The organism is Burkholderia sp. Bp9016 (assembly GCF_003857765.1).
Taxonomy (GTDB): Bacteria; Pseudomonadota; Gammaproteobacteria; order Burkholderiales; family Burkholderiaceae; genus Burkholderia.
This window is the reverse complement of the sequence record NZ_QTPY01000026.1, coordinates 67,963-82,808: the sequence shown is the minus strand read 5'-3', so window position 1 is coordinate 82,808 and position 14,846 is coordinate 67,963. Positions and strand designations below refer to the sequence as shown.

General features: G+C 66.8%; 14 protein-coding genes and 1 pseudogene. 5 read left to right on the top strand and 10 right to left on the bottom strand.

Annotated elements, in window-relative coordinates; genetic code table 11:
• From DIE13_RS26675 to DIE13_RS26665, 3 genes and pseudogenes are all read right to left on the bottom strand, one after another.
• Nucleotides 1-116 (bottom strand): annotated as a pseudogene (locus DIE13_RS26675) (electron transfer flavoprotein subunit beta/FixA family protein); the annotation flags it as partial.
• A gap of 31 nt (nt 117-147) precedes the next feature.
• Nucleotides 148-1,287 carry an acyl-CoA dehydrogenase family protein gene (locus tag DIE13_RS26670; protein WP_124830080.1) on the bottom strand — a complete coding sequence of 380 codons (1,140 nt, stop codon included), beginning with the start codon at nt 1,285-1,287 and terminating at the stop codon, nt 148-150.
• Complete coding sequence (locus DIE13_RS26665) at nt 1,280-2,554, bottom strand: CaiB/BaiF CoA-transferase family protein (protein WP_124830079.1); 1,275 nt, start codon at nt 2,552-2,554, stop codon at nt 1,280-1,282. The genes DIE13_RS26670 and DIE13_RS26665 overlap by 8 nt, the downstream gene beginning before the upstream one ends.
• Before the next feature lie 119 nt (nt 2,555-2,673).
• Here DIE13_RS26665 and DIE13_RS26660 point away from each other — a divergent pair, with 119 nt between their 5' ends.
• Nucleotides 2,674-3,585: a LysR family transcriptional regulator gene (locus tag DIE13_RS26660; RefSeq protein ID WP_124830078.1), complete on the top strand. Its 912-nt coding sequence runs from the start codon at nt 2,674-2,676 to the stop codon at nt 3,583-3,585.
• 95 nt (nt 3,586-3,680) lie between these two features.
• On the opposite strand, the gene DIE13_RS26655 is transcribed toward DIE13_RS26660, so the two are convergent.
• On the bottom strand, nt 3,681-5,114 hold the full coding sequence (locus tag DIE13_RS26655; protein ID WP_124830077.1) for a nicotinate phosphoribosyltransferase: 1,434 nt from the start codon (nt 5,112-5,114) through the stop codon (nt 3,681-3,683).
• A gap of 74 nt (nt 5,115-5,188) precedes the next feature.
• Nucleotides 5,189-6,229: a bifunctional nicotinamide-nucleotide adenylyltransferase/Nudix hydroxylase gene (locus DIE13_RS26650; protein WP_124830076.1), complete on the bottom strand. Its 1,041-nt coding sequence runs from the start codon at nt 6,227-6,229 to the stop codon at nt 5,189-5,191.
• Nucleotides 6,230-6,410: 181 nt separating this feature from the next.
• On the opposite strand from DIE13_RS26650, the gene DIE13_RS26645 reads away from it, so the two are divergent.
• Together DIE13_RS26645 and DIE13_RS26640 are read left to right on the top strand one after the other, a co-directional pair.
• Nucleotides 6,411-6,863, top strand: a complete 453-nt coding sequence (locus tag DIE13_RS26645) for a type II toxin-antitoxin system RatA family toxin (protein ID WP_124830075.1) — start codon at nt 6,411-6,413, stop codon at nt 6,861-6,863.
• 214 nt (nt 6,864-7,077) lie between these two features.
• A complete protein-coding gene (locus tag DIE13_RS26640; protein ID WP_124830074.1) occupies nt 7,078-7,965 on the top strand; it encodes a DUF4261 domain-containing protein in 888 nt (295 codons plus the stop codon).
• A gap of 51 nt (nt 7,966-8,016) precedes the next feature.
• On the opposite strand, the gene speD is transcribed toward DIE13_RS26640, so the two are convergent.
• The 5 genes from speD to DIE13_RS26620 are packed head-to-tail and all read right to left on the bottom strand — an operon-like array spanning nt 8,017 to nt 11,520.
• Nucleotides 8,017-8,400 (bottom strand): adenosylmethionine decarboxylase, encoded by a 384-nt coding sequence (gene speD / locus DIE13_RS26635; RefSeq protein ID WP_124830073.1) that lies wholly within the window; start codon nt 8,398-8,400, stop codon nt 8,017-8,019.
• Nucleotides 8,397-8,543, bottom strand: coding sequence for a hypothetical protein (locus DIE13_RS33035; protein ID WP_162840577.1), 147 nt, complete (start codon nt 8,541-8,543; stop codon nt 8,397-8,399). Before DIE13_RS33035 ends, speD begins: the two co-directional genes overlap by 4 nt.
• A complete protein-coding gene (locus DIE13_RS26630) occupies nt 8,543-10,063 on the bottom strand; it encodes a DUF4178 domain-containing protein (protein ID WP_124830072.1) in 1,521 nt (506 codons plus the stop codon). Before DIE13_RS26630 ends, DIE13_RS33035 begins: the two co-directional genes overlap by 1 nt.
• Before the next feature lie 9 nt (nt 10,064-10,072).
• Nucleotides 10,073-11,107, bottom strand: a complete 1,035-nt coding sequence (locus DIE13_RS26625) for an SPFH domain-containing protein (protein WP_124830071.1) — start codon at nt 11,105-11,107, stop codon at nt 10,073-10,075.
• A 26-nt stretch (nt 11,108-11,133) separates the two neighbouring features.
• Nucleotides 11,134-11,520: a DUF350 domain-containing protein gene (locus DIE13_RS26620; protein WP_014898735.1), complete on the bottom strand. Its 387-nt coding sequence runs from the start codon at nt 11,518-11,520 to the stop codon at nt 11,134-11,136.
• Between the two features lie 151 nt (nt 11,521-11,671).
• Here DIE13_RS26620 and DIE13_RS26615 point away from each other — a divergent pair, with 151 nt between their 5' ends.
• On the top strand, nt 11,672-13,186 hold the full coding sequence (locus DIE13_RS26615; RefSeq protein WP_124830070.1) for a polyamine aminopropyltransferase: 1,515 nt from the start codon (nt 11,672-11,674) through the stop codon (nt 13,184-13,186).
• Nucleotides 13,186-14,805 (top strand): FAD-dependent oxidoreductase, encoded by a 1,620-nt coding sequence (locus DIE13_RS26610; RefSeq protein WP_124830069.1) that lies wholly within the window; start codon nt 13,186-13,188, stop codon nt 14,803-14,805. Before DIE13_RS26615 ends, DIE13_RS26610 begins: the two co-directional genes overlap by 1 nt.
• Nucleotides 14,806-14,846: the final 41 nt, after the last annotated feature.

The following is a 14,846-nucleotide window of genomic DNA, read 5'->3' as shown; positions in this document are numbered from 1 at the left end:
TCGAACGGGTTCATCGACATCTTCACGTTCGCGATATCCACACCCGTGTTGTCCGACTTCACGCGGACCTTCACGTTGTAATCGACCACTCTCTTCACTGGAACCAGAACTTTCACCACGCGTCTCCTTGTTCGATTTCACGTGCCGTCATGCCAGCATCGTGCGTGCAATCACCGTGCGCTGGATCTCCGACGATCCTTCGTAGATCCGCAGAATGCGGGCGTCCCGGACGAGTCGTTCGATCCGCATTTCGCGCGTGAACCCATAGCCGCCGTGGATCTGCAAGGCTGCATCGGTCACGAATGCCACCATCTCCGACGCATACAGCTTCGCCATCGACGCCATGTCGGTAAACGGCTCGCCGGCAGCACGCCGCGCCGCGGCCTGCAGCGTCAGCAGCCACGCGGCTTCGAGCTGCGTCTTCATGTCGGCGAATCGCCATTGCAGCCCCTGCTTGTTCGCGAGCGCCTCGCCGCCGACGTGACGCTGCTTCGCCCAGTCGATCGCGTCGCCGAGCGCGGCTTCCGCGATCCCGAGACTCGTCGCCGCGACGTCGAGCCGGCTGTTGTCGAGCACCTTCATCGCGGTGCGGAAGCCGCTCCCTTCGTCGCCGAGCCGGTTCGACGCCGGCACCACGCAATCGAACGCGACTTCGTGCGCGGGGGCGCCGTGAATGCCCATCAGCTTCTCCGGCGACGACACCGACACGCCGGGCGTATCGCGATCGACGACGAACGCGCTGATGCCGCGCGTCCCGAGCTCGGGCGAGGTTTTCGCATAGACGACGATGAACTGCGCGGCATCGGCGTTCGAGATGAAGTGCTTGACGCCGCGAATCCGGTAGTTGTCGCCGTCACGCACGGCCTGCGTCGTCATGCCGGCCGGATTGGAGCCGGCCTGCGGCTCGGTCAGCGCAAATGCGCCCAGCTTCGCGCCGCTTGCGGCGTCCGGCAGATAGCGCGCGCGCAACGCGTCGTCGCCGCCGATCAGCACCGAATCGGTCGCCAGATAGTGCGCGCCGATCATCGACGACGTCGCCGCGCACGCGTTCGCGATCTCGGCCAGCGACAGGATGATCGCGGCCGGCGACGCACCGATTCCGCCCCAGCGCTCCGGCAGATTCATCCCCATCACGCCGAGTTCGGCCAGCGCGGGCACGTAACGCGTGGTCGACGTCTCGTCGCGATCGACCTGCGCCGCGTGCGGTGCGAGTTCGGCTTGTGCGAAGCGGCGAATCGCGTCGGCCATTTCGAGGTCGGCGTCGGCGACGCCCAGTCGTTTAAGCATCGTTCATCTCCTGATGGGTTTCGGTCTGTCGCGACGGTTCGGCAGCGCCGCCGTACGCCATGCCGGGTGCCGCATGAATCACGCCGTCCTTCGCCAGTGCGGCGATCGTTGCGTCGTCGAGGCCGAGCACCTGCCCGAGCACGGCGTGCGTGTGTTCGCCGAGCTGCGGTGCGCGGGTCGTGCGCGTGTCGGGATACGCGGAAAACTTCAGCGGTTGCGCGGGCAACCGGATCGGCGAGCCGTCGGCCGCAGTGGCATCGACGAGCAGGCGCCGTGTGCGCGCTTGCTCGCTTTCGAGCGCTTGCCGGATGTTCCGGATCGGCGCGACCGGAATACCCGCCGCGGCCAGCGTCGCGTTGACCTCGTCGACCGAGCGCGCTGCGGCCCACTGCTCGATGTACGCGCGCAACGCCGCTTCGTGTTCACAGCGTGACGTGTCGGACGCAAAGCGCGCATCGTCGGCCAGCGCCGGCTGGCCGATCGTGTCGGCCAGCAAACCGAACAGCTTGTTGTTGAGTACCGCGACGACGAAATGGCCGTCCGCGGCGCGATATGCGCCGAACGGCGCGGACGTCGGATGGCGGTTGCCGACACGCCGCGGCGCAACGCCGGTGGTCGCATAACGTGCGACGAGTGCCGCGGTCAGGCTCATCGTCGCATCGAACATCGATACGTCGACGTGCGTGCCCTGTCCGGTTCGATCGCGCGCGACCAGCGCCGCGAGCACGCCCCATGACCCAAAAATCCCGCTGACCACATCGGACACCGAATCGCCGACGAGTGTCGGCTCGCCGTCGGGTGCGCCGGTCGCATCCATCAACCCGCACATCGCCTGCAGGATGATGTCGTACGCCGGCCGGCGCGATTCCGGGCCGGTCTGCCCGAATCCGGACACGCTCGCGTACACCAGCGCCGGGTTGCGCGCCGACAGCGTCGCGTAACCGATTCCGAGCCGATCGGCCACGCCGGGGCGAAAGTTCTCGACGACGACATCCGCTCCGGCGCACAGCGATTGCGCAAGCGCCTGCCCGTCCGACGTCTTCATGTCGATCACGACACTGCGCTTGTTGCGGTTCATCGCGCCGAACAACCCGCTCTCGCCGTTCGCGAACGGGCCGATCGCACGATAGTCGTCCCCCGCGGGCGGCTCGATCTTGATCACGTCGGCGCCGAGGTCGCCGAGCAACGCCGAACATAGCGGCCCCGCGAGCACCCGGGAAAAATCGATCACGCGTATGCCGTCGAGCGGCAGCCTGGACACAGTCACGGCATCTTTCTCCTGAAGGTCGGGCCGAGTCGGCCGATGCAGTGATTCTGTTCGAGCATGGCAATCAGATAAAATATCGGAATAAATTAACACCTATACGATTTTCATATGGGTACACCATGGCTCTGTCGCTGAGACTGCTTCGTTATTTCGTCGCCGCCGCCGAATCGGGCAGCACGACCGCCGCCGCGGTCCGGCTCAGCGTGTCGCAACCATCGATCTCGGTGGCAATCCGCGAGCTCGAAGCGCTGTTCGACGACCGGCTGTTCACGCGTGGCGCGGGCACACGGATGACGCTCACGCATTTCGGCGAACGCAAGCTCGCCGAGGCGCGCCAGTTGCTGGCGTCGGCGTCCGCATTCGCGACCGACGACATCGGCGACGAGCCGGGCGGTATCGTCCATATCGGCGTATTCAGCACGATCGCGCCGGTCTATTTGCCGCGCGTGCTGGAACTCGCGCAGCAACGCCATCCGCGCCTCGACATCCGTTTCGTGGAAGGCGATCTGGCTCAGCTCGATATGGCACTGCACAAGCAGCAGATCGATTTCGCGTTGATGTACGACGTCGGCCTGCCCGAAGACATCGAGCGCGAGTGCCTTGCCGAATTGCGGCCCTATGCGCTCGTACCGGCCGGGTCCGCGCTCGCTAAACGCAAGCGCGCGATTTCGCTGCGCGATCTCGCCGCGTATCCGGTCATCCTGATCGACCTGCCGCACAGCCGCGACTTCCTGATGGCGCCGTTCTGGCAATGCGGCTTGTCGCCGAATGTCCGCTATCGTGCGGTCTCGATCGAGCTGGTTCGGGCAATGGTCGCGAGCGGGCTCGGCGTGTCGCTGCTGATCACGCAAAGCCCGGCGGTCACGCGCTCGCCGCTCGTCGTCGAATGTGCGATTCGGGAATCGACCGTGATCCAGCCGCTGGTGATTGCGCGTCTGGGGCGTGCGGCACGCACGCGTGCGTCGGAAATCGCCGCGAGTTGTGTGCGCGACGCAGTCGCCGATGCGATGCGCACGCGCACCGGGCCTTGAAACAGCAGACGACCCGCAGTGCGCGGTGTGCCGGGTACGCGACACGACCCGGCATCGCCCGGGTGACGCGCTGCCGCATCACCCCAGCGCACGTTTCACCGCTCGCCCGCGTGCGCCCTCGCCCGCACCTCGGCGAACGTCGTATCGACCAGCATCCGCCCCGTGTCGAACACCGTTTCGAGCGCATCGTCCCACTCGCCTTCCAGCGCGCGATCGTCCCACGCGACCGGCAACGCCACGGTCCGGTACTCGCCCGTACGGCGATTGCGCAGCAACGTGAGCCGCCCCTTCTTCGAGCGCTTGCCCCGGTCGGTGACCGGATCCTTGCGCACGTCGTGCCACACGCCGTCGCGCCGGATCGCCGAGCACTTCATCGCGAAACGCTGCGTATCGCGATTCACCTGCTGCAGCAGCGCGCCGCCCATCCCGAACACGACGTTGCCGGCCGCATAACCCGCATCGTCGAGCGCGGCGAGAATCGCTTCGATCGACTGCTCGTCGACACCGTCGCCCTGAATCACGCGCACGCGATCGAGCACGCGCCGCCCCTTGCCGTTCACGGTCGAACCGAACGACGCGTCGAGCGCGCGCACGGTCTGCAGCACGATCGTCACCGGGTCGCCCGAATCGGGACGCACGACGAGCGTCGCGCCCGAGTCGATCACCGCCTGGCGCAGCGGGCCGCCCCACATTTCAAGGGCGGCGAACAGATCGTAGGAGTCCGATACGACTGACACGATCGCGCCGGGCAATCCGAAACGGTCGATCATGTTGCGGTACGCATCGGCCTCCCCGTCGCGCCCCCACGACGTGATCGTGCTGTGCTCGGCTGCCGGCACCGAATACGCAGCCATCGGCTCGCGGTAGAAGCGGTTCGCGGCCAGCACGCCGGGCACCGTGTCCGAACCCATGAAGCTCACGAGGTGCGCCGCGCCGCCGATCGCAGCCGATTCCGCGCTCGACACGCCGCGCGCGCCGAAGTCGTGCAGCTTGAACGGCAATTGCGCGAGATCGTCGTCGGTCTTCTCGAGAAAGCGGCGGATCGTCTGGCGCAGCTGCCAGCTGCGCGTGGCGACCGTCACCGGATACCACACGCGCAACAGCATCGTCTCGAGATACGACGCGAGCCAGAACACCTTCGGATCGTCGCATTCGACGGTCATCAGCACGTTGTGCACCGGAACGATCGAACCTTCGGGCACCGCGCGGATCTTCACGGGCAGATAGCCGTCGTAGCGCTCGACGACATGACGCCAGCCATCCTCGTTGAACGGCTCGCCGTGCACTGCGAAGAAATCGCGCGCGTCGTCGATCATCGCGTGCGTGACGGGCCGGCACAGATATTCCTTCAGCAGCATCTGCAGGCCGAAGAACAGCGTGCGGTCGTAGCGGCCGCCCCGCGATTCGACGTACGAGAACATCGCCTGCGCGTCGGGCGGGTATTGCAGGAAGTGGGAAGCCTTGTACGAATCCGTGTTGAGGATCGGATTGGCGAGAACCGCGGCAAAGCCGCCGGGAACGTGTTGCATGGCTAGAGCTCCTCTAGGCCGTTGAAGTGCCGCCGCGTCTGTCGCAGCGGACCGGTATCCGGGGAATCAACGGATCACAGCTTCCCCAGGAAGTGATACGCGATCTCGAAGTGATCCTCGAACATCACGTTGCGCATCTGCGCGAATTCGTTGAGCGGCACCCAGCGTGCCTTGTCGGCGTCGTCGCTGCCCTTCACGCGCGGCAGCTCGCCGGTCGGGAAATTGAACAGGCACGCATGCGTGATCGTGCGGCCGCGCAGCGAGCGGGCCGGATGATCGAACACCTGACGATCCCTGATCGAGCCGCGCAGCACCGGCTCCGGCAGCTTCACGCCCGTCTCCTCGCGCAGTTCGCGAATGCAGGCCGCATCGAGCCGCTCGTCCTGGTTCACGAATCCGCCCGGCAGCGCCCACAGGCCGCGGCCCGGTTCGCTGCGCCGGCGCACGAGCAGGATATGGCCCGAGTGAACGACCACCGCGTCGACCGTCACGAACGTGACCGGGTACGGCGCAGCCGACCACGCCTTGCGATACGCGGCGATGAATTCGGCCTCGGCCTTCAGCTGCGCGAAGGCCGGCTGGGTGCGAAAGCGTTCGAGCCAGCCGAACACGGGTTCCGGCACGGCCCATTGCACGAAGCTGTTGGTGCGTTCGGCGAAATACTGGTCGCGGATTTCGGTCGCGGAAATGTCTTCGGCCGCATCGACGTCGACGAGCTCCCATTGCGGGAACATCCGCAGGTAGTAGGATGTGGCGTCCTTCTCGTGGCCGATCAACCCGACCTTGCGCTGCGAGACGTCGCCGAGCGCGGACGCCACGGCATCCTGCACCCAGCGCACCCAGTCGCCGTCGTTGTACGTCGAATCCTGCACGGGCGCGATCGTCACGCGCTCGCGCTCGGACGGGTCGAGCAGCGAAACCAGCATCTGGCAGCGCTCGTCGAACGAAAACGGATCCTTGATGGTGCGGGGCTTGTCGGTCGATCCGATCAGCACGCACACGCGCCCGGCCCGGCTCAATGCCGACTTCAGCACATTCAGGTGACCACGATGCGGAGGCTGGAAACGACCAATGAAAACGAGCGCGTCGAAGCGCCGGTTCTGTTGCGTACTCATGAGGCTCCCTCAAGAGATTGAAACGCTTCGGGTCTTTCCCAAAGGCATGGATTCGATCCTAGGGGAATTCCCGGAGACCGTCAATCGAATCGCCGCTCGACTTGACGAAGTCTTAACAAGTGCGCGGCGCGGGCGGGTTACACTCGATTCCATCCCAATCCGCCTCCCTTCGCCCGCCATCATGAGGATCTCAGTCAGCCGGATCGTCGGTGTCGATCGCAGACGCCTCTTCACGTGGTCGCAGGACTACGGGCGGCGGCTCGTCTGGGACAGCTTCCTCTCCGACGCCTATCTGCTCGACGGGATGACGGCCGATGTCGGCATCGACGCGTTCTGCCGCAGCCAGTCCGGCGCGACTATGGTGTCGCGCTACATCTCGTACCGTCCGCCGCAGGTCGCGGCCATCGAAATGGTCGACGGGCCGAAGGTGCTCGAACGCTTCAGCGGCAGCTGGAATTTCACCGAACGCTCGGCCGGCTCGACGGAGGTGAAGTTCACGTATCACTTCCGCGTGCAACCGGCGTGGCTGCGCTGGCTGCTCGAGCCGCTGATCGGCGCGTTCTATCTCGTGCAGACGCGCCGACGTCTCGACTCGTTCAAGCGCTGGGCCGAAGCCGAAGCGTTGCCGCACTGAGCGACGCTCGCGCAACGCCGCACACGTGTGCGGCCCGGCATGACCGCATCACTTCCGCCCCAATGCGCCCGAACGCGCCATCGGGCATCGGTCGCGCATTTGCCAGATTCGCCGAACATGGGGAAACTACCGACGGCCGTCACCCCGACGGCGCGCCCTGACCGAGAGAACAGGGCTTTCCTGCCTGACACGGCATCGACACAAACATAATCCAATGAGCCTGATATCCCGATTCTTTGGCCGCAAGGACACCCCCGAAAACGCGGCCGCGCTGGTCGCAGCCGCCGACATCGACAATCCGCTGAGCGTGGCGGTGGTGTTCGACGGACCGCTGCAGGTCGATATCGACGCGCTGACAGCCGCGCTGCGCGCATACCACCCGAGCATGAGCCAGGCATGCGTCGAAACCGAACCGACGCTGGAGCAGGTATTCGGGCTCGCCGGCTGGAGCAACCACGTCGTCCGGCTGGTCGGCTTCGATGCACCCTATCCGTCGGACGCGCTGGAAGCGTGCGTCGCGCCAGCCCACTACGGACAAGACCTGAAGCAGCAGGTGCGTGCGAGCCGCAGCCACGTGATCCTTTACTACGCAGGCCACGAAGCGAACCCGCTCGACCAGTATGTCGCGCTGGCGGCCGTCGCCGGCGCGCTGGCCGGACAGAGCGGCCTCGCGGTGCTGAACGAGCGCGCGCATACGTCGTTGCCGGCCGGCGTCTTCGACGCGGAGGAACTCGGCGAAGAAAGCCTCGAAGTCCTGCGCGAAATCCCGCTGAACCTGTTCTTCTGCGGTTTCGTGAAGTACGAGGTCGAAGGCACCGAAGGCGTATGGATGCGCACATACGGCGCCGACGTGTTCGGCCTGCCCGATTTCGCCGCGCTGGCTGCAGGCCATCACGAGGGCGAACGGTATTCGGGCATCTTCAACAACGTGATGCATTACCTGCTGCAAAGCGGCGCGCGGATGCATGCGGGCGAAACGATGCAGGTCGGCGCCGACACGTTCATGAAGCTGCGCGAACCGCTCGAACACGAGTACTACCTGAAGGGGCCCGCGCAGGTGCTGGTGGCCGAACTGATCTCGGCCGACGAAATCAATCGCTGATTGCGGCGTATCGCGCGTCGCGAACGGTCACGCCGGGGTAACGACGTCCGCTCACGCGGATGCGACGCCGCGTGCCACCTGCTGCCGGACCTGCGCGTGCGTGCCGAGCGCGGCGGCGATCGCATCGACCGCATCGGCCGCCCGCGCGGCGCCGCACATGAAGGCGTCGACGGCCGCGAAGCCGTGCTCGGGCCAGGTATGAATCGTGATGTGCGATTCGGCGAGCAGCACGACGCCCGTCACGCCGCACTCGCCACCAAAATGATGGAAATGCGCGCCGATCACGCGCGCGCCGGCCTGCCGCGCGGCGTCGGCGAGAATCGTCTCGAGCCGTCCGGCATCGCGCAGCAGCGCCGCATCGATGCCGGCCAGGTCGGCCAGCACATGCGAGCCGAGCGTTGCGCGCGGCGGAGCGATACTGTCGTGCGCCGTCATTTGTGCGACCCGTAGGACGAGTAGCCGCTGCGCGCGGACGAACTCCCCCACCCGCTGCCGCCCGAGCCGCTGCCGCCGATCGACGCGCAACTGAACAGCGTGACGACAATCAGCCCGTAGATGCCGTAGAGGATGTAACGCATCAGGAATCGCCTCCATCCGTTGCGAAACCCTTCCACAGCCATTCAGGCAGCCAAAGCACGAGCAAGCCGATCAGCACGTAGACGGAGCGGCCGCTGAACGAGAACAGCGAACCCGTGTTGAAGAACACGAGCAGCGCACTGAATATGAGCGGCAGCGGCGCGAAGCTGTGCGGATGCTTCGTGCCGAACAGGCCCGTCGGCTTCGCCGCGGAACCGGTTGCGGACACAACCGACGCGGTCGCGAGCGCCGGCGTCGCGAAGCGCTCGGCAAGCGCGCCGCCCGACAGCGGCTGCGCCCGCGACCAGACGATTTCCGCCGTGCTGCGCTCGCGCGTGAGCTTGTCCTTCTGCCAGCCGTAGTCGACGATCGACGTGCGGTCGCCCACCTGCACGCGCCAGTTGAATGCGCCGACCACGTACACCACTTCCGAGTCGTACGTCTCGCGCAACCGGTAAGTCTTCCCGCCTTCGGTCACGTCGGATTCGCCGCCGATCGTCGGCCAGTGGTCGAGCACCTGCACGCGCTCCCAGCGTCCTTCGCTCTGCACGAGCCAAAGGAACCCGCGCTTCGGGTTCAGCAACAGGTATTCGTCCCACGTCTCGTCGTCGCCCGGCACGCGGCAGCGCATCATGCCGATCACGGTGTACTTCACGCCGTCGAACGTGCCGGCCGCCCCGAGCTCCAGCGCGCCCTTCACCGCATCGAGCTTGCGCTGCGCGGCGAATACCGTCTGTTGCTCGGCCGTGCACTGCACGCCCGCGTGGCAACTGCCGCACACGACATAGTCGGCCACGTTCGGCGTATACGACAGCGGCGCGCCGCAGCTCGGACACGCGAACGGCACCATCGCCGCGCCGCGTTTCTCGCGCGTATCGGCTTCGGTATCGCGCAGCCCCGTGAACGCGAGCGCGTCGAATGCCAGCGCCTCGCCCGTATAGACGGCCGGACTTCCGCCATTCGCGTTCGCGTCGGAATAGTCGTAGGTCGCGAACGCGTTGCCGGTGCGCAGATCGACGACACGCGCTTCCCAGCCTGCATCGACGCGGAACGGCAACTCGCCGTCCCCGCCCGTGCAGCGTGCGGTACGGACGTCGGACACGAGATACGCACGGCCGCCGTGGTCGATCCGCATGCCGGGCTCGAGCGTGTTGAACGAGGGCCACGCACCGCCGGACGTACCGTCCGGCTCGCGCACCGTGACCGCATACTGGCCCGACGCATCGGACAGCCAACCGAATGCCCCGTCGTCGAAGACGACGTACCACTCGCTCCACGCGCCGGCGTCGTACGTCATCTGGATGCGCCCGAGCACCGTGAACGTGCGCTTGCCGTAGCGCCCGGCCGTGCCGATCTGGATCGGCGACGCGTCGTCGAGCACGGCGGCCAGCTCGCCGATGCGTTCGACGTCGGCGCCACGCTTGAGCAGCGTGCTGCGGCAGAACGCGCAGACGGCCATCACCGCCGCCGCCGAACGAAACTCGACCGGCGCGCCGCACTGGGGGCACGATGTACTGAACATGCGCGACGCTTACCGCGTGAGCTTCGCGAGGATTTCCGCCTTCGCGCGCGAATAGTCTTCTTCGGTCACGAGGCCCTTGTCCAGCAGCGCCTTCAATTGCTCCAGCCGCTGCACATAGTCCGTCGCCTCGGCCGGCTGCGCAGCGGCAACCGGTGCCGCAGCCGGCGCGGGCGGCGCCGGTTGCGCGGCTCCCGCGATCTGGCCGGCCATCGCCTGCCCGATCGCCGCGCCGGCCGCGAGCCCCGCGCCGACGCCCGCGATGCCGCCCGGGTTCTGCGCGGCAAGCGGAATCGCCTGCGCGGTCTGGTATTGCGTCGCGCGGGCGAGATCGCCGGCCATCCCCGCGCCGATCCGCAGGTCGAGCGCCTTCTGCAGCTCCGCGGGCAGCGACACGCTCTCGACCGCGAACGCGTCGAGCGCGAGGCCGTAGCGCGTGAATACCGGCACCAGCGCGTCGGCGACGCGCTGCGACAGCAGCGACTGGTTCGCGGCCATGTCGACGAACGGCACGTCGGCCGAGCCGAACGTCGTGCTCATCGCGGTGACGACCAGGTTGCGCAATTGCTGTTCGAGATCGTCGACCGTGTATTGCGCGCGCGTGCCGCTGACCTCGCGATGGAACGCGGCCGCATCAACGATCCGGTACGAATAGATGCCGAAGGCGCGCAGTTGCACGAAACCGAACTCGCGATCGCGGATCGTCACCGGCTGCGCGGTGCCCCAGCGCCGGCCGAGCTGCAGCCGCGTGCTGAAGAAATAGACATCCGACTTGAAAGGAGATTGAAAGAGTTTGTCCCAGTTCTTCAGGTACGTGAGCACCGGCAGCGTGCGCGTTTCCAGCTTGTACAGCCCGGGCTGGAACACGTCGGCGACCTTGCCTTCGTTGACGAAGATCGCGACCTGCGTTTCGCGCACGGTCAGCTGGCCGCCGTACTGGATCTCCTGGTCTTCCATCGGATAGCGCCAGGCCAGCACGCCGTCGGTGTCTTCCGTCCATTGCAGGACGTCGATGAACTGCTTGCGGATAAACGATCCCAGACTCATGTCGGTCTCCTCCAGCGCGTGGCGCGTCAGGTCAGGCAGGCGGCATTGATGATGCCGACGACGAGCGACGCGGTGCCCATCAGCCCGCCCATCGCGACATTGCGATCCTCGATGGCATGGTTCATGCCAGGAATCAGGCGCGTCAGCACCGCATAGGTGACGAGCTGCACGGCCATCGCGCCGACGGCCCACAGCACGACTTCGCCGAGCGTCGAATTGTGCGCGATGCTGGACGCGAGCGTGAGGCAGAAGCCGACGAGCGCACCGCCGAACGACAGCGTCGCGGCCGCGTTGCCGTCGCGGATCAGCGCCAGTTCGTCGAACGGGGTGACCTTCAGGTACACTGCCGCGAACACAAAAAGCAGCACGAACGCCGACAGCAAATGAACCGCATAAAGATAGGCACTATTCATTCTTTTCCTCGGATTTTGTGCTCGGTTCGCTGCCCCGTCGCCGGTCGGCCCATGCGGCGCCGCCCCACGGTTGGCCGCCCCACGGTTGGCCGCCCCACGAAAATCCGCGCCAGTATATCCACATTGACGAACACTGCACAACGGATGCGCCATGCTGCATAAGCGTGCGCTCGTCCTGTCGATTCTCGTGCTCGCATCGTGCGGGCTCGGCTACGAACTGATCAGCAGCGCACTGTCGAGCTACCTGCTCGGCGACTCGATCCTGCAGTTCTCGTCGGTGATCGGCTGCTACCTGTTCGCGATGGGAATCGGCTCGTGGCTCGCGAAGTTCGTCGAGGACGACGACGTGCTCGACCGCTTCGTCGACATCGAGCTGCTCGTCGGCCTGCTCGGCGGCGTATCGGCCGCGCTGCTGTTCGCGGTGTTCGCGTGGCTGGCCGCGCCGTTCCGCGCGGCGCTCTACGCGCTCGTGCTCGCGCTCGGCCTGCTGATCGGGATGGAAATCCCGCTCGTGATGCGCGCGTTCCAGCAGCGCCGCCAGGCCTTCCGCCATACCGTCAGCGAAGTGCTGACCTTCGACTATCTCGGCTCGCTCGCCGTGTCGCTGATCTTCCCGATCGTGCTCGCGCCGCGTCTCGGCCTGCTGCGCACGAGCTTCCTGTTCGGGCTGCTGAACGCTTTCGTCGCGCTGTGGACCACGCACCTCTTTCGCGACGAGATCCGCAACGTACGCGGCAAGCTGATGCGCGCGTCGCTCGTGATCGGGCTGCTCGTCGCCGGCTTCGCGCTGTCCGACCGCATCACGCACTGGGCCGAGCACGGCGTGTACGGCGACGAGACGATCTATTCGGAAACGACGCCCTACCAGCGCATCGTGCTCACGCAGTGGCATGACGACATGCGGCTGTACCTGAACGGCAACCTGCAGTTCTCGTCGCGCGACGAGCATCGCTATCACGAGGCGCTGATTCACCCGACGATCGAAGCGCTGCCGTGGGCGAAGCACGTGCTCGTGCTCGGCGGCGGCGACGGCCTTGCGGTGCGCGAGCTGCTCAAGCACCGCAATCTCGAACGGATCACGCTCGTCGATCTCGATCCCGCGATGACGAAGCTGTTCTCGACCTCCGCGCCGCTCGTAAAGCTGAACCAGGGTTCGCTGAAGGATCCGCGCGTGCACGTGATCAACGACGACGCGGTGCGCTGGCTCGAATCGAACGCCGACGTGTACGACGCGATCGTCGTCGACTTCCCCGATCCGACCAACTTCGGGCTCGGCCGCCTGTATTCGGTGCCGGTGTTCCGCCTGCTCGCGCGCCACCTGTCGGAGAACGGCTATGCGGTGATCCAGTCGACGTCGCCGTATTTCGCGCCGCATGCGTACTGGACCATCATCGCGACGCTGCACGAAGCCGGGCTCAACACCTGGCCGTACCACTGCTATGTGCCGTCGTTCGGCGACTGGGGCTTCGTGATCGCAGGCAAGCGCCGCGACTTCACCATACCGACGCATTACTCGGTGCCCACGCGCTGGCTCGACGCGCAGACGGCCGTCGAGATGTTCCACTTCCCGGCCGACATGCCGGCGCTGTCGATGTCGCCGAACGAACTCAACGACCAGCCGCTCGTGCGCCGCTTCGACGACGACTGGAAGCACGTGCTGCGCTGATGGACCGCCGCACGTTCCTCGTCGCGTCCGCGGCCGCGTCGCTCGCCGCGTGCGGCCGCACCGGCTGGATCGAGACGACGCCGCGCGTCGGCTATCCCGGCATGCGCGAAGGCCATGCGTTGCGCGATCATGCAGCGCTGCCGCCGCCGTCCGGCACGATCGAAACCGACGTCGCGATCCTCGGCGCCGGCGCGGCGGGCCTGTCGTGTGCGTGGCAGCTCGCGCGTGCCGGCCACCGGCGCTTCGTCGTGCTCGCCGGCCCGGAATTCGGCGGCAATGCGGCCGGCGGCCGCTTTGGCGATCTCGGCTATCCGAAGGGCGCGCACTATCTGCCGCTGCCGTCGCTCGAATCCGCGCATCTGCGCGACATGCTCGCCGATCTCGGCGTGATCGAATCTGCACCGTTCTCCGCACGCCCTGTGTACGACGAGCGCGTGCTCGTGCACGCACCCGACGAGCGGCTGTTCATCAACGGGCAGTGGCAGGACGGCATCGTGCCGACGGCCGGCCTCGGCGCCGATGCGCTCGCGCAGCAAACGCGCTTCTTCGCGTACACGGACAGCCTGCGCACTGCGCGCGGCGCGGACGGCCGCAAGGTGTTCTGCATTCCGATCGCGGAATCGTCGCACGACCCGCAGTGGCGCTCGCTCGACCGGCGCTCGTTCCGGCAGTGGCTGTTCGACGAGGGCTACACCGCGACCGCGTTGCACTGGTATCTGAACTACTGCTGCCGCGACGACTACGGCGCGGGCTACGAGCACGTATCCGCATGGGCCGGCCTCCACTACTTCTCGTCGCGCGGCGGCCATGCGCGCAATGCAAGCGACGGTGCGGTGCTGACCTGGCCCGACGGACTGCACACGATGGTGGCGAAGCTGAGCGATTCGATCACCGTGCGTACCGGTTCGAACGCATGGTCGCGCGACGGCTTCGCGGTTCATGCAACCGAACGCACGGGCGGCGTCGACGTGCTGTGCGCGCACGTCGGCAACGACGGCACGCTGTCCACCTTTACGCTGAAGGCGCGGCGCGTCGTCAGCGCGATGCCGCTGTTCGTCGCCGCGCGGGTGTTTCCGCAGCTTCAGGCCTCCGGCTTCGATCCCGCACGCGACCTGCCGCCGCGCGCGCCGTGGCTCGTGTCCAACTTCCTGCTCGACGGGATGCCGGCCGAGGAAGCCGGCGTACCGCTCGCGTGGGACAACGTCGTCTACGACGGCGCGGGGCTCGGCTATGTCGTGTCGACGCATCAGCTGATCCGGATGTCGCCGCCCACGCGTTCGGTGTTCTCCGCGTATCAGGCGTTGAGCACCCGCACGCCCGACGACACGCGTCGCTGGCTCGCGCAGGCGAAGCCCGATGCGCTGCGCGAGCAGGCGGCGATCGACCTGCAGGCCGTGTACGGACGCGCGCTGTGGAAGCATGCAGCGGCGCTCGAGATCACCGTGCGCGGCCACGCGATGGCGACGCCGGACGTCGGCTTCCTGAGCCGGCCGGGGCTACTCGCGCTGCGCGATGCCGACGGCCCCGTGGTGTTCGCGCATGCGGACCTGTCGGGACTGTCGCTGTTCGAGGAAGCGTCGTACTGGGGCATGCTCGCAGCCCGGCGCGTGCTCGCCTGAGCACCGGCTTGCGCCCGCACGGCCGCGGCCGTGCCGTCATT